We start from the raw sequence: 18,994 nt of genomic DNA, 5'->3' as shown, positions 1-18,994 counted from the left end.
AGAACCATGGCCAACTACCCGAAAGTCCAGCTGCATATCGACGGCGAGTGGCGCGACGCGCGCTCCGGCAAGGTGATCGAGGTCATCAACCCCGCGACGGAAGAGGTCATCGGCACCGTCGCCCATGCCGGGAAGGTCGATCTCGACGAGGCGCTGGAAGCCGCCGAGCGGGGCTTCGCGATCTGGCGCAAGACCTCGGTCTTCGAGCGCTACAAGCTCATGCGCCGCGCCGCCGACATCCTCCGCAGCCGCGCCGATGCCATCGCCGCGATGATGACGGCGGAGCAGGGCAAGCCGCTGCCCGAGGCGAAGATGGAGACGCTGGCCGGCGCCGACATCATCGAGTGGATGGCCGAGGAAGGCCGCCGCGCCTATGGCCGCGTCATCCCCGCGCGCGCCGAGGGCATCTACCAGCTCGTGCTGCGTGAGCCCGTCGGTCCCGTCGCGGCCTTCACGCCCTGGAACTTCCCGATCAACCAGGTCGTCCGCAAGCTCTCCGCGGCGCTGGCCACGGGCAACTCCATCATCGTCAAGGCGCCCGAGGAAACCCCGGCCTCGCCCGCCGAGCTCATCCGCGCCTTCGTCGATGCCGGCATCCCCAAGGGCGTGATCGGCCTCGTCTATGGCGTGCCGGCGGAGATCTCCTCCTACCTCATCCCGCACCCGACCATCCGCAAGATCACCTTCACCGGCTCCACCCCCGTGGGCAAGATGCTCGCGGGCCTCGCCGGGCAGCACATGAAGCGCGCCACCATGGAGTTGGGCGGCCACGCCCCGGCCATCGTCTTCGACGACGCCGACATCCAGAAGGCCGCCAAGACCCTCGCCGTGTCGAAGTTCCGCAACGCCGGCCAGGTCTGCGTCTCGCCGACGCGCTTCCTCGTGCAGGAACGCAGCTTCGACGAGTTCCTGGATACCTTCACCAGCTATGCGAAGTCGCTGAAGGTCGGGAACGGCATGGACGAGGGGGTGGCCATGGGCCCGCTCGCCAATGACCGCCGCGTGCCCACCATCGAAACCCTGGTGCAGGACGCCGTGCAGCGCGGCGCCAAGCTGCAGGCGGGCGGCAACCGCATCGGCAACAAGGGCTATTTCTACGAGCCGACGGTCATCTCCGACCTGCCGCTCGACGCCCGCGCCATGAACGAGGAGCCCTTCGGCCCGCTCGCCCTGGTGAACCGCTTCTCCGATTTCGACGAGGTGGTGCAGGAATCCAACCGCCTGCCCTTCGGCCTGGCCGCCTACGCCTTCACCGGCTCGGCCACCACCGCCCAGCGCATCGCCGCCAGCGTCGAGACGGGGATGATGACCATCAACCATCTCGGCCTGGCCCTGCCGGAAGTGCCCTTCGGCGGCGTGAAGGACAGCGGCTATGGCAGCGAGGGCGGCTCCGAGGCGCTGGAGCCCTATCTGGTGACGAAGTTCGTCACCCAGGCTGGGCTGTAACGCCAGGGCGGAAATGGCCGGCCGGGCGGGCCCTGTCCCGCGCGGCCGGCGCCTCCCTCGCGGCGCCCCGGACTGTCCCTCGGAGGTTCCGGGCGGGCCGCCCCCGGGGCGATCGCGGGCCAACCGCCTCTCGGGGCGGTTGAGCCCACCGTGTCACCGGCATTGACGGCCCGGCCGCATCGCCGGACGCCGTGCCCCTAACGCGCTGTTCTTCCATCGAAAATATTGCGGCACCGGAATTGCTCTCCTGACTGGCGGCGGGTTGCCCGCCAAGGAGGGAAAGCAATGACAACGTTGAGGAATCTCTTGCTGGCGGGTGGCGCGGCATGCGCCGTCCTCGCCGGCCTCACGGGCGGTGCGAGCGCGGCCCCGACCTACGGGTTCACCGTCTACACGGCCAACCAGGGCGGGGCGTCCTTCTCCGCGGAGCCCGGAGCGCCGGGCTTCAACTTCGGCAGCGCCGTGAACGCCACCTTCAACTACACGGGCAGCCTCGCCTTCAATGTCGGCCCGCCGCAGAACAACAACAGCAGCGGGGACCTGAACTCTGACTTCTTCAATGGCGGGGCAGGGATCAGCGGCTATAGCGGCGCCGGCACGCTCGGCGGTCCGGCCAACGCGGACTTCACCTCGCTGGCGAGCTTCCTCGCCTCGAGCGGCAGTGCTGCCAACTACCAGTACGGGTCCTTCTACGCGATCGACATGGGGAACCTGAGCGCCGGCACCATCCTGACCATCACCCATGATGACGGCGTGAGCGTCTATCAGGGCGGCGTGCGGATCGGCACGACCACCTCGGGCCCGACCTCCGAGGTGACGGAGAGCGTGACCCTGGCCGCCGGCGGCCCCACCATCCTCTATTTCGGGCGGCAGAATGGTGCCCCGTCCGTGCTGGAGGTCGCGGTGCCCGAGCCTGCCTCGCTGGCTCTGCTCGGGGCCGGCCTGCTCGGCCTCGGCTTCATCCGCCGTCGGCGGACCGAAGCCGCCTGAAGGCCGCGGGCACGGGGCGGGGAAGGATCATCCCGGCCCCGTGCCACGCGAATCCCGCCTGGCGCCAGGCGGAACCCGCTAGGCCGGCCAGTCCAGCGGCGGGTCGTAGCGCACGGAGACGAAGCACAGCCCTTCCGCCGGGGCGGTCTGCCCGGCGCGCCGCCGGTCCCCCAGCTCCAGCACCTGCCTTGGCCAGGAAACCGGGCGCTGCCCGCGCCCGACCATGGCCAGCGTCCCCACCATGTTCCGCACCTGATGGTGCAGGAAGCTCCGCGCCTCCACCCGCACCACCACCTCCTCGCCCACCCGGCTCACATCCAGCCGGTCCAGCGTCCGCAGCGCGTCCTTCGCCTGGCAGGCGGCGGCACGGAAGGCGGAGAAGTCGTGATGCCCGAGAAGCCCCTGCGCGGCCTCATGCATGGCGGCGGCATCGAGCCGCTGCGGCACATGCCAGACGCGCCCCATCTCCAGCCCCGGCCGGGCACGCCGGTTGAGGATTCGGTAGCGATAGGCGCGATGCACCGCGGAAAACCGGGCGCTCCATTCCGCCGGCGGGCGCGCGACGGAGAGAACGGAGACGGGATGCGGCCGCGTGCGCGTGTTCAGCGCCTCCCGCACGCGGTCCACGGGCAGGTCGGCCGCCAGGTCCACCTGCGCCACCTGCCCCTCGGCATGCACCCCGGCATCCGTGCGCCCGGCGGCGCCGACCACCGGCTCCACCCCGCCATTCAGCGGCGCGGCCGCCTCCTCCAGCACCTGCTGGACGGACAGCCCGTCCTTCTGGCGCTGCCAGCCCAGGAAGGGGGCGCCGTCATACTCGATCAGCAGGGCATAGCGCGGCATCTCAGCCGAGGACCGTGCCCGGCGGAATCGCGGTTCCCCGCAGGAACGCGGCGGCATCCATCGCCGCGCGCCCCGCCCTCTGCACGCGCGTCAGGCGCAACGCCGTGCCGCCGCCGCAGGCGACCAGCAGCGCGTCGTCCAGCACGGTGCCCGGCGCGGCCTCCCGGCCCGTAGCCGGCTCCGCCTCCAGCACCCGCAGCGCCTCCCCGCCGAGCGAGGTATAGGCGCCGGGCCAGGGCGTCATCGCCCGCACCCGCCGGTCCAGCGTCAAGGCCGGCTCCCGCCAGTCCAGCCGGCCATCCTCCTTGCCCAGCTTGGGCGCATAGGTCGCGCCCTCCGCCGGCTGCGGCACCGCTGGCGGATCCTCATCGAGCGCGCGCAGGATCAGCCGCGCGCCCATCTCCGAAAGTCGGTCATGCACCTGCACCGTGGTGTCGCGGGGCCCGATCGGCACCGCCTCCCGCAGCAGCATCGGGCCGGTGTCCAGCCCCTCATCCATCCGCATGATGGTGATGCCCGTCTCCGCATCCCCCGCCAGCACGGCGGCATGGATCGGCGCCGCTCCGCGCCAGCGCGGCAGCAGGCTGGCATGGATGTTCAGGCAGCCGCGCCGCGGCGCCTCCAGCATCGGCCGGGGCAGGATCAGCCCATAGGCGACCACCACCGCCGCATCGAGGTCGAGCGCCGCGAAGGCCTCATGCTCCGCCTCGTCCCGGCGCACACGCGCCGGCGTCCGCACCGGCAGGCCCAGCTCCAGCGCCGCCTGGTGCACGGGGCAGGGGGTCTCCCTCTGCCCGCGCCCGGCCGGGCGGGGGGGCTGGGCATAAACCATGGCGATCTCATGCCCCGCCTCGTGCAGCGCCCGTAGCGCCGGCACGGAAAAGGCCGGGCTGCCCATGAAGGCCAGCCGCAGGGGGTGGCCCAGGGGCGAGGAGGTCACATCGCCTCCCGCGACTTCAGCTTCTGCTCCTTCAGGAACTTCTTCAGCAGCATGTTCCGCTTCAGCGGGCTGAGGTGGTCGGTGAACATCACCCCGTCCAGATGGTCGATCTCATGCTGCAGGCAGGTGGCCAGCAGGTCGTCCGCCTCCATCTCCCGCCGCGTGCCGTCCAGCTCCCGCCAGCGCAGCTTGACCCGCGCCGGCCGCTCCACATCCGCATACTGGCCAGGAAGGGACAGGCAGCCCTCCTCCCGCACCGCCCGCTCGTCGCTCACCGCCAGGATCTCGGGGTTCACCAGCACCATCGGTGCGGGCTTGTCGTCCTTCTGGATGTCCACCACCACCAGCCGCAGGCCCTCGCCCACCTGGGGGGCCGCCAGGCCGATGCCGGGGGCCTTGTACATCGTCGCCAGCATGCGCGGCGCCAGCTCCCGCACGCGGTCGCCATCGCCTTCGGCCACAGGCCGGGCCTTGGCGCGCAGGATCGGCGCGGGGTGGAGCAGGACGGGGAGGAGAGGGACGTCGTTCATGGCCTTGTCCGCCGCATGTAGGGCAGATCGCCGCCCGGCGGAATGCGTCATCCGGCCAGCAGGTTACCCGGCTGCAATGCCCGGCTTGCAACCCGAGGCGCCATCGCCAATATCCCCACCAGCGGATCGGTGCCTGGATGGGCCGGTCCGCGTGGCCTCGCTTCCTGAAGGATGCCGCTTCCATGTCGCGTTCGCCGGTCTTCGGATCGCCGCTCTTCCTCGGCTTCGACCACCTCGAGCAGATGCTCGACCGCGTGCAGAAGAACGCCGACGGCTACCCGCCCTACAACATCGAGCAGATCGCCGCCGATCGGCTGCGGATCACACTGGCCGTGGCGGGCTTCGCCATGGAGGACCTCCAGATCACCCAGGAGGACAACCAGCTCGTCATCCGCGGCCGCCAGAAGGACGACTCGGAGGGCCGCGTCTTCCTCCACCGCGGCATCGCCGCCCGCCAGTTCCAGCGCGCCTTCGTGATCGCCGAGGGAATCGAGATCGAGGGCGCCTGGCTCGACAACGGGCTGCTCCATGTCGAGCTGCGCCGCCCGCAGCCCGAGGTCCGCGTCCGGACCATCCAGATCAACGGCCGCAACCGTCCCATGGTGGACGGCCAGGCCTGATTCCCTTCCCCGTCCGCAACGCTCTGCCGAACCGGAGAGCGGAGCGGGCGTTACCAGCCCGCAGGCCATCACGGCTGCGGGCGAGGAGATGACAATGAACCCGACCCCGATCACCATCCTCCGCAACTTGTCGGCGCTCGATTGGGCGCGCTTCGGCGCGCAGGAGATGGCCTATATCCGCCCGGTGACCGTCAACGGCACCCAGGCCGTGGCCATCCACGCCGCCGACGGCACCCCGATCGGCGCCGCGCCGAACGAGGCCCTGGCCATCGCCGCCATCCTGCAGCACGAGATGGCGCCCGTCCTGGTCCACTGAGCCCTTCGCCCAGTGGCCGCCGGGAGGCTCTGCCTCCCGGACCCTCCGCCGGGGCCCCGGCGGGGGCCCCGGACCCCGCGTTCAGCCTGCCGGGGATGCGATGATCACTGTGGCGCCGCAGGCATTTGAATATTCGGCTGCGCGGGCTGCCGCTTCAGTCGCCTGAGGTCATTGACCTCAGGCGTACCTCCAGCCCCACATTCCACGGCAGTCCGATAGAAAAAAATGAGGGAGGGTCCGGGAGGGAGAATTCCTTCTCCCTCCCAGGTCCCAGCAGCCCCTCAGGATCAGGCCCGTTGCGGGTCGATCCACCCCACATGGCCGTCGGCCCGGCGGTACACCACGTTCAGCACCCCGCTTTCCCGGTTGCGGAACATCAGCACCGGCTCCTGCGACAGGTCGAGCCGCATCACCGCCTCCTGCACGGTCAGCCGACTGATCTCCGTCAGCCGCTCCGCCACCACGGCGCCGTCGGTGTAGCCTTCCGGGCTGACCACGGGCTCCACCACCTCGCCCTGGCCTTCCTCCGCCTCCTCCTCGCCGCGCAGCACCACGTCGCGCGCCGGCTCCGGCGGCAGCTCGCGCTCCTCGGCCATGCTGCGCGCATGCTCGTTCACCCGGCGGCGGTAGCGGCGCAGGCGCTTGCCGATATGCTCGGCGGCATCGGCGAAGGCCCGGTGCGCGTCGGTGCCCTCGCCCTCGGCCCGCATGGTCAGGCCGCGTCCCGCGCGCAGGTTGATGTCGCAGGCGAAGAAGGCGCGGTCCTTGCGGAAGGTCACATGCGCGTCGATCGCATGGTCGAAATACTTGCGGGTGACGGAAGTCAGCCCGTCCGTGACATGGGTCTTCAGTGCCTCGCCGGTCTCGACGCCCTTGCCGGCGACTGTGATCCGCATGATCGGCTCCCCTGTCTCATCCCTGTAACATAGGTGAACTGAGGCCAGTTCCCGCAGCTTTAAAGAGGGCGTTCAGAGAACGGGCGCCGATTTCTCCCGCTTGCGCTGCACCGAGGAGGGAATGCGCAGCGCATCCCGGTACTTCGCCACCGTCCGCCGCGCGATATCCACCCCCTCCGCCCGCAGCCGCTCCACGATGGCATCGTCCGAAAGGACGTCCTCCGCCGTCTCGGCGTTCACCATGTCGCGGATCCGGTGGCGGATGGCCTCGGCCGAGAAGCTCTCGCCGCCCCGCATCCCCGCGATGGCCGTCGTGAAAAAGTACTTCAGCTCCAGCGTGCCGCGCGGCGTCGCGATGTACTTGTTCGCCGTCACGCGGGAGACGGTGCTCTCATGCATCCCCAGCTCGTCGGCCACGTCCCGCAGGATCAGCGGGCGCAGATGACCGACGCCATGGCGGAAGAAGCCCTCCTGCCGCCGCACGATCTCGGCCGCGACGCGCAGGATGGTGTTGGCCCGCTGCTCCAGGCTGCGCACCAGCCAGTTCGCCGCCTGCAGCTTCTCCGCCAGGAAGGCCTTGTCCTCCTTGCTACGGCTGCCGGTCTGGGCGGTGGCGTGGAAGCCGCGGTTCACCAGCACGCGCGGCAGTGTCTCCGGGTTCAGCTCCAGCTGCCAGGTCCCGTCCGGCAGCCGCCGCATCAGCACATCCGGCACCACCAGCGGCGCCTGCTCGCCGTCGGTCACCGCGCCGGGCTTCGGGTTCAGCCGCCGGATCTCGGCGATCATCCCCGACAGGTCCTCGGCATCCACGCCGCAGACCCGCAGCAGCCCGGCCATGTCCCGCCGCGCCAGCATCTCCAGATTGTCGAGCAGCGCCTGCATGGCGGGGTCCAGCCGGTTCAGCTCGGCCAACTGCACGGCCAGGCATTCCCGAAGGTCCGCGCAGAACAGCCCCGGCGGGTCGAAGCGCTGCATGCGCCGCCGCACCGCCGTCACCACCGCCTCCTCGCAGCCCAGCGCCCCGGCAATGGCCGCGTCCGTCACCGAAAGCCGCCCCGCCGGGTCGAGCAGCGCGATCATCTGCCCCGCGATGAAGCGGTCCCGCGAATCGCCGAAGGTCAGCCGCGCCTGCTCGGCCAGCAGCTCCCGCAGGGAGCGCGGCCGTTCGCCCGCGATCTCCTCCAGGCTCCGCCCGTCCTCGTCCCAGGAATCCATCCGCCCGCCGCGCGAGGGATAGAGCGCCTCGCCACTTTCATAGCCGGCGGACCAGTCGGCCTCGATCGGCGCGGCGCCTTCGGCGGGCATGGTGGAGGAGGAGGCCGCCTCGAAGCAGTCCGGCTCCGCCTGGGTGGCCGCGACGGCGACGCTGCCCTCCTCGCGCTCCAGCATCGGGTTGCGCTCCAGCTCCTCCTCGACAAAGGCCGAGACCTCGAGGTTGCTGGACTGCAGCAGCTTGATCGCCTGCCGCAGCTGCGGCGTCATCACCAGCTGCTGCGTCTGGCGGAAATCCAGCCGGGGCGCGAGGGAGACCATCAGCCCGGGCGCTCCGCGCGCCGGTCCACAGGGGCGATGGGCATGCACGGGCCATGCGGCGCCGGACCTTCGGAGCGGAAGGTTCCGGCCGCGGTCACCAGCTGAAGGTCTCGCCCAAATAGACGCGGCGCACGCCCTCATGCGCCACGATCTCCTCGGGCGCGCCCTCCATCAGCACCTGGCCGTCATGGAGGATGTAGGCGCGGTCGATGATGGCCAGCGTCTCGCGCACGTTGTGCTCGGTGATCAGCACGCCGATGCCGCGGTTCTTCAGATGCTTCACCAGATCGCGGATCTCGCCCACCGCGATGGGGTCGATACCCGCCAGCGGCTCGTCCAGCAGGATATAGGCGGGATGCGTGGCCAGCGCGCGCGCGATCTCGCAGCGCCGCCGCTCGCCGCCCGAAAGCGCCAGCGCGGGGGAGCGGCGGAGATGCGCGATGCCGAACTCCGCCAGCAGCGAATCCAGCATCCCGTCGCGCCGCTCGCGGTCCGGCTCCACCACCTCCAGCGCCGCGCGGATATTGTCCTCCACCGACAGGCCCCGGAAGATCGAGGCCTCCTGCGGCAGGTAGCCGAGGCCGAGCCGCGCGCGCCGGTACATCGGCAGCATCGTCACGTCATGGCCGTCGAGGAAGACCTGCCCCTCATCCGGCCGGACCAGCCCCGTCATCATGTAGAAGGTGGTCGTCTTGCCCGCGCCATTCGGCCCGAGCAGTCCCACCGCCTCGCCACGCTTGAGGCTGAGCGACACGCCCTTCACCACGGGCCGCTTCTTGTAGCGCTTGCCCAGCCCCCGGGCGACGAGCCCGGAATCCCCGGGCAGCACGCGCACCGTCTCGCTCATCGCGTGCGCCCCTGACCTTGCCCCTGGCCCGGACCTTGGCCCTGGCCTTGCCCCTGGGCAGGACGCCCCCCGCCCTGGGCCCCGCCCTGGGCCGGCGCGTTCTCCCCACCGGAGGAAGGCAGGACCATCCCCTGCACGCGCTGCCCCGGCGCCGAGACCAGGCGCGAGACGCCGGTGCGGAGGTTCACGATGGCTTCCTGCCCCTGAAGCTGGTTCTGGCCGCGCGTGATCCGCACGCCGCCCAGCACGCGCGCCATGCCGCTGACCGGGCTGTAGACCGCGCGGTCGCCGCGCACGACCTCGGCCTCGGTGCGGATCTCGACATTGCCGAACACCTCCACCCGGTCGAGCTTCGATCCCTCGCCGGGCACGCGCCGCGCCGCCGTGGCGCCCTGCGCGCCACCGGGGGCCGCGCCGGGCGTGCGAATGGCCGGGCCGGACGGGGCGGCGGGCCGGGCGGCGGCGGGCTGAACGGCCGGCGCCTGCTCCAGGAAGTAGCCCACCAGCGTATCCGCCGTGATCTGGCGGTTGTCGCTCGTCACCACCTTCGCAGCCCCGCGCGCCACCGCCATCCGGCGCTGGGACCAGTATTCGAGGCTGTCGCGCGCGGTGATCGTGTCGTTGGGCGTGGCCAGCCGCAGGTCGCGGCCGGTCAGCACCATCACCGCCTGGTCCATGTCATAGACCGCGCGGTCGCCCTGCGCCTTGTCCGTCTCGGTGCTGATGCGGACATTCCCCTCCGCCTCCAGCCGCCAGATCTCCCCGCCCGACATCGGGCTCTCGCCGCCGGGCTGCGCGGCCGCGGCCTGGCCATTCGCCCCGGCGCGCGGCCGGTAGCGCGCGATCAGCCGCGCGGCGTCGATCGTCACCCCGTCGCGCACCGCATGGGCGTTGCCGCGGGCGACGACCACCTGCTCATTCTGCCGCCACTCGATCCCCTCGGTGGCGGTCACCTCCACCGGCCCCCCGCCCGAGAGGTCGATCGGCTGCGCCAGCGCGGCGCCGGGCAACAGGAGCGCCGCCGCGAGGGCGAGGCGGGTCATCGTCATTGGCCACCCTCCAGCACCGCGCGCGCATTCCCGGTGAAGACCACCACCGTGCCGCGGTCGCGCAGCCGGAACCCGTCGCCCGTGATCGTCCCGAACGTCCCCTGGGCCGCGATGGGGCGGTCGCCCTCCGCATTCCCGCCCTTCACATCCACCCGCGCCTCCTGGGTCTCGATCAAGGTCCCGTCATCCTGCCAGATCGTCACGTCACGCCGGAGGTCGAGGATATTCGCATTCCGGTCGAAGCGCCCGTCCCGGCTCTCCACCAGCATCCAGCCGCCGCCCGAAAGCACCAGGTCCCCCCGCGGCGCCTCGAGCTCCACCACATTGGTGCTGCCCTGTTGCGAAGCGGTGAAGGCCGTCACGTTGAAAGGGCGCCCCTGCTCGTCCACGCCCTGATAGCGCGGATCGACCACGCGCACCGATTCGGGGGCGGCCCGGCTCATGCGGCGGAAGGAGAGCCGGGCATTCTCGCCCTCGCGCTCGAATTCCGGCCAGAGCACGATGGCGCTGAGCAGGGCCAGCGCCCCGAGCGGAAGAACGTATTTGAGGAAGCGCACCGCGAAGCGGCGCCGCAGGATCGAACCTCGCGTGTAGATCCGCCGGGCACGCGAGGGCACCGGCCGCTCCCGCCAGTCCGGCAGGGCCTCCGCGCCGGGGGAGGGGGGGCGCGCCCAGCCCGGGCCAGCGGGCATGTCACGGAAGGCCTCGCCGGAAGCGCCAGGAGGCGCGGCGGGAATCACGCCGCCGCGGCCCGGAGGGCCGTTCGGGACGGCTTCGGCAGGCGTGTGGGCTCGGGCGGTCACCCCCTCTGTATGGGGCCGCCCGCCCACCGGGTCAACGCGGATCAGGGAGTACTCTAATCAAGAATCGTGCCACCTTGTCGCCTTCAATGCGAGAAGATGTCCGGCTCATCGTAGCCGAGCAGATCCAATGCTGCGCGGTCCGGAAGGAAGCCGAAACACCCCTCCGCAAGCTCGAGCCGCCCCTCGCGCCGCAGCAGCCCGTCCAGCCGCTGCCAGAGCGCGTGGAGATGCAGCACGTCGGAGGCCGCATAGGCCAGCTGCTCCGGCGAAAGCTCCGCGGCGCCCCAGTCGCTGCTCTGCTGCTGCTTGGAGATGTCCACGCCCAGCAGCTCGCGGCATAGGTCCTTCAGCCCATGCCGCTCGGTATAGGTGCGGACGAGCTTGGACGCGATCTTCGTGCAGCGCACCGGCGCCACCCGCACGCCCAGCTCCTGCCGAAGGATCCCCAGGTCGAAGCGTGCGAAGTGGAACAGCTTCACCACCCCGGCATCGGCCAGCAGCGTCTTGAGGTTTGGGCAGTCCGCGCCACGGCCGCCAAGCCGGGCAGGGCGGATCTGCACGCAATGGGCGCTGCCGTCGCCGGCGGAAAGCTGCACGAGGCAAAGCCGGTCCCGCCTGGGGTCCAGCCCCATCGTCTCCGTGTCCACGGCCACGACCGGGCCGAGGTCCAGCCCATCGGGCAGGTCGCCGGCATGCAGGTGAATGGTGGCTTGGGGAAGAAACAGGGTGGTGCCCATCAGCGGGTGCTCCACCCATTCTGGCCTCCCGGCAACTGGCCGGGAGATGGTGCCCAGGAAAGGACTCGAACCTTCACAACCTTGCGGTCACAGGTACCTGAAACCTGCGCGTCTACCAATTCCGCCACCTGGGCAAGGGGGCCGGGCGCCTCTGCATCGCAGCGGCGTGGGCGGGCTTCTATGAGGCGGCGGGGAACCCGTCAAGGCACCTTGGGCGGGAATTCTCGCCGGAAGGCGCCGCGCCCCTTTGGCACTTCGCCCAAGGCCCCCCAGATGCTCGGAAACAGGAGGCGAAGACGAACATGGCGCGTCGGGTGGCAGTGGTATTCGGGGGCACGGGCTTCATCGGGGGCCATGTGGTGCAGCGCCTGGCGCAGAAGGACTATGTCGTGCGCGTCGTCACCCGCTCGCCGGAATCGGCGCGGCCGCTGATGACCCAGGGCATGGTCGGCCAGATCGTGCCGCTCGCCGCCGGCCCGCTGGACGAGGGGCATGTCGCGCGCGCCATGGTCGGGGCGGATGTGGCGGTGAACCTCATCGGCATCCTCGCCGAGCGCCGGGAGGGCGACTTCGCCCGCATCCATGGGGAGCTGCCGGGCCGCATCGCCCGCGCCGCCGTCTCCGCCGGCCTCTCCCGCCTGGTCCATCTCTCCGCCATCGGGGCGGATGCTGCGGCGGAGAGCCTCTATGCCCGCAGCAAGGCCCAGGGTGAGGCGGCCGTCCTCTCCGCCTTCCCCCGCGCCACCATCCTCCGCCCCTCCATCGTCTTCGGGCCGGGGGATTCCTTCTTCAACCGCTTCGCCGGCATGGTCCGCATCCTCCCTGTCCTGCCCCTCGTCGGCGGCGAGACGCGGTTCCAGCCCGTCTATGTCGGCGATGTCGCCGATGCCGTGATGGCCGCCATCGAGCGCCCCGACGCCGCGGGCCAGACCTATGAGCTCGGCGGCCCCCGCGCCGCCAGCTTCCGCGCCCTGATGGAGTACATGCTGGGCGTGATCGGCCGCCGCCGCCGGGTGGTGGAAATGCCCGGGGGCCTCGCGCGCCTCCAGGCCAGCCTTCTCTCCTGGCTGCCCAACCCGCCCCTGACCCGGGACCAACTCCTCCTCCTCCGTCACGACAACGTCGTCTCCGGGCTGCATCCGGGGCTGCGGGACCTGGGGATCGAGCCCATGGCCATGGAAGCGGTCCTGCCGGGCTATCTCGGGCGCTATCGCCGTGGGGGAGAGCGCCAGGGAGCGCTGCCGGCCTGAATGGACCGAACCGGACCTAATATCCTTTGTTGATAGGCACTCTCATCTAAATCGGGCCAGTCATGCGCTGAACATGGGCAGCCATGCTGTCCTATCGCCGATTTTGAACTCGCGAGCCCGGTTTCGGCATGGCAAAACGCCGCCGAAACGGGTCCTCGACAGGCCGCCACTTGCTGTCGGGCTCATTCCATCTGAGCAAGGATCGCGCCATGGCCGAGCGCATGCTGCAATTCGTCCGCCTCTCCCAGCAGACGCCGGAGAAGCGTCCCGCGACGATCCGCCGCGAGGACTTCGACGAGATCTACAAGCGCTTTGACCCCGCCCGCGCGGCCGAGCAGGCCAGCCGTTGCTCGCAATGCGGCGTGCCCTTCTGCTCCGTCCACTGCCCGCTCCAGCAGAATATTCCGGACTGGCTGAAGCTCACCGCCGAAGGCCGGCTCGAGGAAGCCTATGAGGTGAACTCGGCCACCAACACCTTCCCCGAGATCTGCGGCCGCGTCTGCCCGCAGGACCGCCTCTGCGAGGGCAACTGCGTCATCGAGAAGGGCTTCGAGGCCGTCACCATCGGCGCCGTCGAGCGCTACATCAACGACACCGCCTGGGAGAAGGGCTGGGTCAAGCCGCCCAGGCCCGTGCGCGAGCTGGAGCACTCCGTCGGCATCATCGGCGCCGGCCCCGCCGGCCTCGCGGCCGCCGAGAAGCTCCGCACCGCCGGTTGGCAGGTCCATGTGTATGACCGCTACGACCGCGCCGGCGGGCTGATGATCTACGGCATCCCGAACTTCAAGCTGGAGAAGGATGTCATCACCCGCCGCACCGCCCAGTTCGCGGAAGGCGGCATCACCTTCCACATGAACTGCGAGATCGGCCGCGACGTGACACTCGAGGAGCTCCGCGCGCGCCACGACGCCGTTCTCATCGCCACCGGCGTCTACAAGGCCCGCGACATCGAGGTGCCCGGCTCGCATCTCGGCGGCGTCGTCCCCGCGATGGATTTCCTCACCGCCTCCAACCGCAAGGGGCTGGGCGATTCCGTGCCGGAATTCGACAGCGGCGCGCTGAACGCCCGGGGCAAGCGCGTCGTCGTCATCGGCGGCGGCGACACGGCGATGGACTGCATCCGCACCTCCATCCGCCAGGACGCCGCCTCCGTCACCTGCCTCTACCGGCGCGACAAGGCCAACATGCCCGGCTCCATGCGCGAGGTGCACAATGCCGAGGAGGAAGGCGTGCGCTTCTCCTGGCTGACGGCACCCGAGGGCTTCGAGGGCGAGGGGAGCGTCACCGGCGTGCGCGTGACGAAGATGCATCTCGGCCTGCCCGACGCCACCGGCCGCCAGCAGGTCGAGCCGATCCCCGGCTCCTCCTTCATCGAGCCCGCCGACCTTGTCATCAAGGCCCTTGGCTTCGACCCGGAGGACCTGCCCACCATGTTCGGCGAGCCCGGGCTCAAGGTCTCCCGCTGGGGCACCCTCGCCGTGGACCGCCGCAGCATGATGACGAGCCTTCCCGGCGTCTTCGCCGCCGGCGACATCGTCCGCGGCGCCTCCCTCGTCGTCTGGGGTATCCGCGACGGACGCGACGTGGCCGAGCGCATCGCCGAATACGTGACCGCGCAGAAGACCGTTCCCCAGGCCGCCGAGTGAGCGGAGGAGCGACCATGACCGACTACGTTTCCCAGCACCTCCGCAACGCCGCCGCGCTGCGCGACGAGGCGCATATCGACATCACCGAGCACGATGCCTGCGGCGTCGGCCTCGTCGCCGCGCTGGACGGGGTCGCCCGACGCGAGGTCGTGCAGGCCGGCATCGACGCGCTCAAGGCCGTCTGGCACCGCGGCGCCGTGGATGCGGACGGCAAGACCGGCGACGGCGCCGGCATCCATCTCGAGATCCCGCAGGACTTCTTCGCCCAGGCCGTGGCCGATGGCGGCGACCGCCTGCGCCCCGGCCGCATCGGCGTCGGCATGGTCTTCATGCCCAAGACCGACCTCGGCGCGCAGGAGCGCTGCCGCTCCATCGTCGAGACCGAGATCCTGAACGCCGGCCTCGGCATCTATGGCTGGCGCCAGGTGCCCATCGACGTCACCTGCATCGGCGAGAAGGCCAACGCCACCCGCCCCGAGATCGAGCAGATCCTCATCTACGACCCGGAACAGCGGGACGAGGACCTGTACGAGCGCGACCTCTACGTTATCCGCCGCCGGATCGAGAAGCAGGCCATCGCCGCGCAGATCCCGGACCTCTATCTCTGCACGCTCTCCTGCCGCTCCATCATCTACAAGGGCATGTTCCTGGCCGAGAGCCTGTCGGTCTTCTACCCCGACCTGACGGACAGCCGCTTCGTCAGCCGCTTCGCCATCTACCATCAGCGCTACAGCACCAACACCTTCCCCACCTGGCGCCTGGCCCAGCCCTTCCGCACCCTCGCCCATAACGGCGAGATCAACACGGTGCACGGCAACGTCAACTGGATGAAGAGCCACGAGACGCGCCTCTCCCACGCGCTGCTCGACCCCTTCATGGAGGACGTCAAGCCCGTCGTTCAGGCCGGGAACTCCGATACTGCCAGCCTCGACAACGTGTTCGAGCTGCTGGTCCGCGCCGGCCGCGACGCGCCCATGGCCAAGGCGATGCTCATCCCCGAGAGCATCGGCTCCAACGCCACCATGCCCCGCGCACACCAGGAGCTGTTCCTCTACTGCAACGCCGTGATGGAGCCCTGGGACGGCCCGGCCGCCATCGCGGCCACCGATGGCCGCTGGGTCGTCGCCGGGCTGGACCGCAACGGCCTGCGCCCCATGCGCTACACCATCACCGCCGACCGCATGCTGGTCGTGGGCAGCGAGACCGGCATGGTCCGCGTGCCCGAGGACCTGGTGATCGCGCGCGGCCGACTTGGCCCGGGCCAGTGCATCGGCGTGGACCTGAACGAGGCCCGCTTCTACGACGACGGACAGCTCAAGGACATGCTGGCCGCCCGCAAGCCCTGGGGCGACTGGACCGCGCGCACCACCCGCATCGACGAGATCGTCAAGTCCCACGCCCCCGAGGTCTCGGCGCTGGAGGGCGAGGCGCTGCGCCGCCGCCAGCTCTCCATGGGCTACACGCTCGAGGACCTGGAGGCGATCCTGCACCCGATGGTGGAGGAGGGCGCCGAGGCCATCGGCTCCATGGGCGACGACACGCCCATCGCCGTGCTCTCGCGCCAGTATCGCGGCCTGCACCACTACTTCCGCCAGGCCTTCGCCCAGGTGACGAACCCGCCGATCGATAGCCTGCGCGAGACGCGGGTGATGACGATCAAGACCCGCCTCGGCAATCTGGGGAACATCCTCGACGAGGACCCGACCCAGTGCGACATGCTCATGCTGGACAGCCCCGTGCTGTCCAACGCCGAGTTCGTCGCCATGCGCGCCTATATGGGCGACACCGCCTGCGAGGTGGACGCGACCTTCCCCGTGGCCGAGGGCGAGCCCGGCCTGCGCCGGGCGCTGGAGCGCATCCGCCGCGAGGCGGAGGAGGGCGTCCGCTCCGGCTGCTCCCATGTCATCCTCTCCGATGAGGCGCAGGGCGAGGAACGCGCCTGCATCCCGATGATCCTCGCGGTCGGCGCGGTGCACACGCATCTCGTCCGCCACAGCCTGCGCACCTTCACCAGCCTGAACATCCGCTCCGCCGAATGCATGGACGTGCACTACTTCGCCGTCCTCATCGGCGCGGGCGCGACCACGGTGAACGCCTATCTCGCCCAGGAGAGCATCGCGGACCGCCACCGCCGCGGCCTCTTCCCCGGCATGACGCTGGAGGAATGCGTCGCCAAGTACCGCAAGGCCATCGACAAGGGCCTGCTGAAGACGATGTCCAAGATCGGCATCGGCGTCCTCTCCTCCTATCGCGGCGGCATGAACTTCGAGGCCATCGGCCTCTCCCGCGCGCTGGTCGCGGAGTTCTTCCCGGGCACGCAGTCCCGCATCTCCGGCATCGGCCTCTCCGGCATCGCCCGGCGCGTGCTGGACATGCACCGGGCCGCCTGGGACGCCGGCAAGGTCACGCTCCCCGTCGGCGGGCTCTACAAGCTGCGCCGCCGCGGCGAGGCCCATGCCTTCGAGGGCAGCCTCATCCACCTGCTGCAGAAGGCGGTCGATTCCGACAGCTACGAAACCTTCCGGCGCTACAGCCATGCCGTGCGGCAGCAGCCGCCCGTCGCGCTGCGCGACCTGCTGGACTTCCGCGAGAGCGCGGCCAGGCCGATCCCGCTGGAGGAGGTCGAGAGCATCACCGAGATCCGCAAGCGCCTGCTCGCGCCCGGCATCTCCCTCGGCGCCCTCAGCCCGGAGGCGCATGAGACGCTCTCCATCGCCATGAACCGCATCGGCGCCCGCTCTGACTCCGGGGAGGGCGGCGAGGACCCCGCGCGCGCCAAGCCCCGCGCGAATGGCGACAACGCGAACTCCGCCATCAAGCAGATCGCCTCCGGCCGCTTCGGCGTCACGGCGGAATACCTGAACAACTGTCGCGAGATCGAGATCAAGGTCGCGCAGGGCGCCAAGCCCGGCGAGGGCGGCCAGCTCCCCGGCTTCAAGGTGACGGGCCTCATCGCGAAGCTCCGCCACTCCACCCCGGGCGTCACCCTCATCTCGCCCCCGCCGCACCACGACATCTACTCGATCGAGGATCTCGCCCAGCTCATCTATGACCTGAAGCAGATCAACCCCGAGGCGACGGTCTGCGTGAAGCTCGTCTCGCGCAGCGGCATCGGCACCATCGCGGCGGGCGTCGCCAAGGCGAAGGCGGATGCCATCCTCGTCTCCGGCCATTCCGGCGGCACGGGCGCATCCCCCGTCACCTCCATCAAATATGCCGGCCTCCCCTGGGAAATGGGCCTCTCCGAGACCCACCAGGTGCTGCTACTCAACCGCCTCCGCCACCGCGTGAAGCTGCGCACCGATGGCGGCATCAAGACCGGCCGCGACGTGGTGGTGGCCGCCATGCTCGGCGCCGAGGAGTTCGGCATCGGCACGGCATCCCTGGTGGCCATGGGCTGCATCATGGTCCGCCAGTGCCACTCCAACACCTGCCCTGTCGGCGTCTGCACCCAGGACGAGGCGCTCCGCGCCAAGTTCGAGGGCAGCCCGGAGAAGGTCATCTCCCTCTTCTCCTTCGTCGCGGAGGAGGTGCGCGAGATCCTCGCCTCCCTCGGCTTCCGCAAGCTGGAGGACGTCATCGGCCGCACCGACCTGCTGAAGCAGGTCTCCCGCGGCGCCGAGGACCTCGACGACCTCGACCTGAACCCGCTGCTGGTCCAGGCCGATGCGGGCGGCCACCCGTCGCATTGCACGCTGGAAGGCCGCAACGAGGTGCCCGAGACCCTGGATGCGGACATGATCCGCGACGCCCAGGCCCTCTTCTCGCGCGCCGAGAAGATGCAGCTGCAGTACAACATCCAGAACACGCATCGCGCCATCGGCACCAAGACCAGCTCGATGATCGTCCGCCAGTTCGGGATGACCGGCCTGCAGCCCGGCCACCTCACCGTCCGCCTGCGCGGCTCGGCCGGCCAGTCCCTCGGCGCCTTCGGCGTGCGGGGCCTGAAGCTGGAGGTGCTGGGCGACGCCAACGACTATGTCGGCAAGGGCCTGTCCGGCGCCACCATCACGGTCCGTCCCGGCCCCTCCGCCAACTTCGTCTGGGAGGAGAACACCATCGTCGGCAATACCGTGCTCTACGGCGCGACGGCGGGCGAGCTCTTCGCGGCGGGGCAGGGGGGGGAGCGCTTCGCGGTCCGCAACTCCGGCGCCACCGCCGTGGTGGAGGGCATCGGCGCCAATGGCTGCGAATACATGACCGGCGGCACGGTCGTGATCCTCGGCGCGGTCGGCGACAATTTCGGCGCCGGCTTCACGGGCGGCCATGCCTTCGTCTGGGATGCGGACGGCACCTTCGAGCGCCGCCTCAACCGCGACACCCTGCTCTGGGCCCGGCTGGGCTCGGCGCATTGGGAAGGCGTGCTGCGCGACCTCATCGCGCGCCACGTGCAGGAAACGGGCTCGCGCCTCGCCGCCCGCATCCTGAACGACTGGAACGCGGAGCGCGGCGCCTTCTGGCATGTGGTGCCGAAGGACTATGCCGGGCTGCTGCCTCAGCCGATGAGCGATCAGCTCATGGCCGCGGAGTAGCGCCACCCGGGGCCGG

Annotated in this window: 16 protein-coding genes and 1 tRNA gene; 7 read left to right on the top strand and 10 right to left on the bottom strand. The window is 70.4% G+C overall.

The features are described from left to right. The first annotated feature begins 6 nt into the window (after positions 1-6). Positions 7-1,446, top strand: a complete 1,440-nt coding sequence (locus tag BUB97_RS06010; protein WP_073132614.1) for an NAD-dependent succinate-semialdehyde dehydrogenase — start codon at positions 7-9, stop codon at positions 1,444-1,446. 285 nt (positions 1,447-1,731) lie between these two features. After that, on the top strand, positions 1,732-2,436 hold the full coding sequence (locus tag BUB97_RS26530) for a PEP-CTERM sorting domain-containing protein (protein WP_073132612.1): 705 nt from the start codon (positions 1,732-1,734) through the stop codon (positions 2,434-2,436). A gap of 78 nt (positions 2,437-2,514) precedes the next feature. Here the strand turns inward: BUB97_RS26530 and truA are convergent, their stop codons facing one another. The 3 genes from truA to def are packed head-to-tail and all read right to left on the bottom strand — an operon-like array spanning position 2,515 to position 4,749. Further along, on the bottom strand, positions 2,515-3,279 hold the full coding sequence (truA, locus tag BUB97_RS06000) for a tRNA pseudouridine(38-40) synthase TruA (protein ID WP_073132610.1): 765 nt from the start codon (positions 3,277-3,279) through the stop codon (positions 2,515-2,517). 1 nt (position 3,280) lies between these two features. Further along, the gene (gene fmt / locus BUB97_RS05995; protein ID WP_073132672.1) at positions 3,281-4,192 is read right to left on the bottom strand and encodes a methionyl-tRNA formyltransferase; all 912 of its coding nucleotides are present in this window, start codon (positions 4,190-4,192) and stop codon (positions 3,281-3,283) included. A gap of 23 nt (positions 4,193-4,215) precedes the next feature. Continuing rightward, positions 4,216-4,749, bottom strand: coding sequence for a peptide deformylase (gene def, locus BUB97_RS05990; RefSeq protein WP_073132608.1), 534 nt, complete (start codon positions 4,747-4,749; stop codon positions 4,216-4,218). A gap of 182 nt (positions 4,750-4,931) precedes the next feature. On the opposite strand from def, the gene BUB97_RS05985 reads away from it, so the two are divergent. Further along, positions 4,932-5,369: an Hsp20 family protein gene (locus BUB97_RS05985; protein ID WP_073132606.1), complete on the top strand. Its 438-nt coding sequence runs from the start codon at positions 4,932-4,934 to the stop codon at positions 5,367-5,369. A gap of 94 nt (positions 5,370-5,463) precedes the next feature. Then, positions 5,464-5,685 (top strand): DUF1150 family protein, encoded by a 222-nt coding sequence (locus BUB97_RS05980; protein ID WP_073132604.1) that lies wholly within the window; start codon positions 5,464-5,466, stop codon positions 5,683-5,685. Between the two features lie 287 nt (positions 5,686-5,972). On the opposite strand, the gene hpf is transcribed toward BUB97_RS05980, so the two are convergent. From hpf to BUB97_RS05945, 7 genes are all read right to left on the bottom strand, one after another. Beyond that, positions 5,973-6,581: a ribosome hibernation-promoting factor, HPF/YfiA family gene (hpf, locus tag BUB97_RS05975; protein ID WP_073132602.1), complete on the bottom strand. Its 609-nt coding sequence runs from the start codon at positions 6,579-6,581 to the stop codon at positions 5,973-5,975. 72 nt (positions 6,582-6,653) lie between these two features. Then, on the bottom strand, positions 6,654-8,114 hold the full coding sequence (rpoN, locus tag BUB97_RS05970; protein WP_073132600.1) for an RNA polymerase factor sigma-54: 1,461 nt from the start codon (positions 8,112-8,114) through the stop codon (positions 6,654-6,656). Positions 8,115-8,208: 94 nt separating this feature from the next. After that, positions 8,209-8,961, bottom strand: coding sequence for an LPS export ABC transporter ATP-binding protein (gene lptB, locus BUB97_RS05965; protein WP_073132598.1), 753 nt, complete (start codon positions 8,959-8,961; stop codon positions 8,209-8,211). Beyond that, positions 8,958-10,010, bottom strand: coding sequence for an LptA/OstA family protein (locus BUB97_RS05960; protein WP_073132595.1), 1,053 nt, complete (start codon positions 10,008-10,010; stop codon positions 8,958-8,960). Before BUB97_RS05960 ends, lptB begins: the two co-directional genes overlap by 4 nt. Continuing rightward, entirely contained in the window at positions 10,007-10,702 is a 696-nt protein-coding gene (gene lptC, locus BUB97_RS05955; RefSeq protein WP_086061934.1) for an LPS export ABC transporter periplasmic protein LptC, read from the bottom strand. The genes BUB97_RS05960 and lptC overlap by 4 nt, the downstream gene beginning before the upstream one ends. A gap of 194 nt (positions 10,703-10,896) precedes the next feature. Then, positions 10,897-11,550, bottom strand: coding sequence for a ribonuclease D (locus tag BUB97_RS05950; RefSeq protein ID WP_073132593.1), 654 nt, complete (start codon positions 11,548-11,550; stop codon positions 10,897-10,899). Between the two features lie 47 nt (positions 11,551-11,597). Beyond that, a tRNA-Leu gene (locus BUB97_RS05945) sits at positions 11,598-11,684 on the bottom strand. 168 nt (positions 11,685-11,852) lie between these two features. Between BUB97_RS05945 and BUB97_RS05940 the strand changes: the two genes are divergently transcribed. The 3 genes from BUB97_RS05940 (at position 11,853) to gltB (ending at position 18,978) form a co-directional block, all read left to right on the top strand. Then, the gene (locus BUB97_RS05940) at positions 11,853-12,800 is read left to right on the top strand and encodes a complex I NDUFA9 subunit family protein (RefSeq protein ID WP_073132591.1); all 948 of its coding nucleotides are present in this window, start codon (positions 11,853-11,855) and stop codon (positions 12,798-12,800) included. A gap of 209 nt (positions 12,801-13,009) precedes the next feature. After that, positions 13,010-14,446, top strand: a complete 1,437-nt coding sequence (locus tag BUB97_RS05935; protein WP_073132589.1) for an NAD(P)-dependent oxidoreductase — start codon at positions 13,010-13,012, stop codon at positions 14,444-14,446. A 14-nt stretch (positions 14,447-14,460) separates the two neighbouring features. After that, the gene (gltB, locus tag BUB97_RS05930; RefSeq protein WP_073132587.1) at positions 14,461-18,978 is read left to right on the top strand and encodes a glutamate synthase large subunit; all 4,518 of its coding nucleotides are present in this window, start codon (positions 14,461-14,463) and stop codon (positions 18,976-18,978) included. The last annotated feature ends 16 nt before the right edge of the window (positions 18,979-18,994 follow it).

The organism is Muricoccus roseus (genome assembly GCF_900141905.1).
Lineage (GTDB): Bacteria > Pseudomonadota > Alphaproteobacteria > Acetobacterales > Acetobacteraceae > Roseomonas > Roseomonas rosea.
Note: the sequence above shows the minus strand (reverse complement) of the source record. Positions and strands in the feature narration are given on the sequence as shown.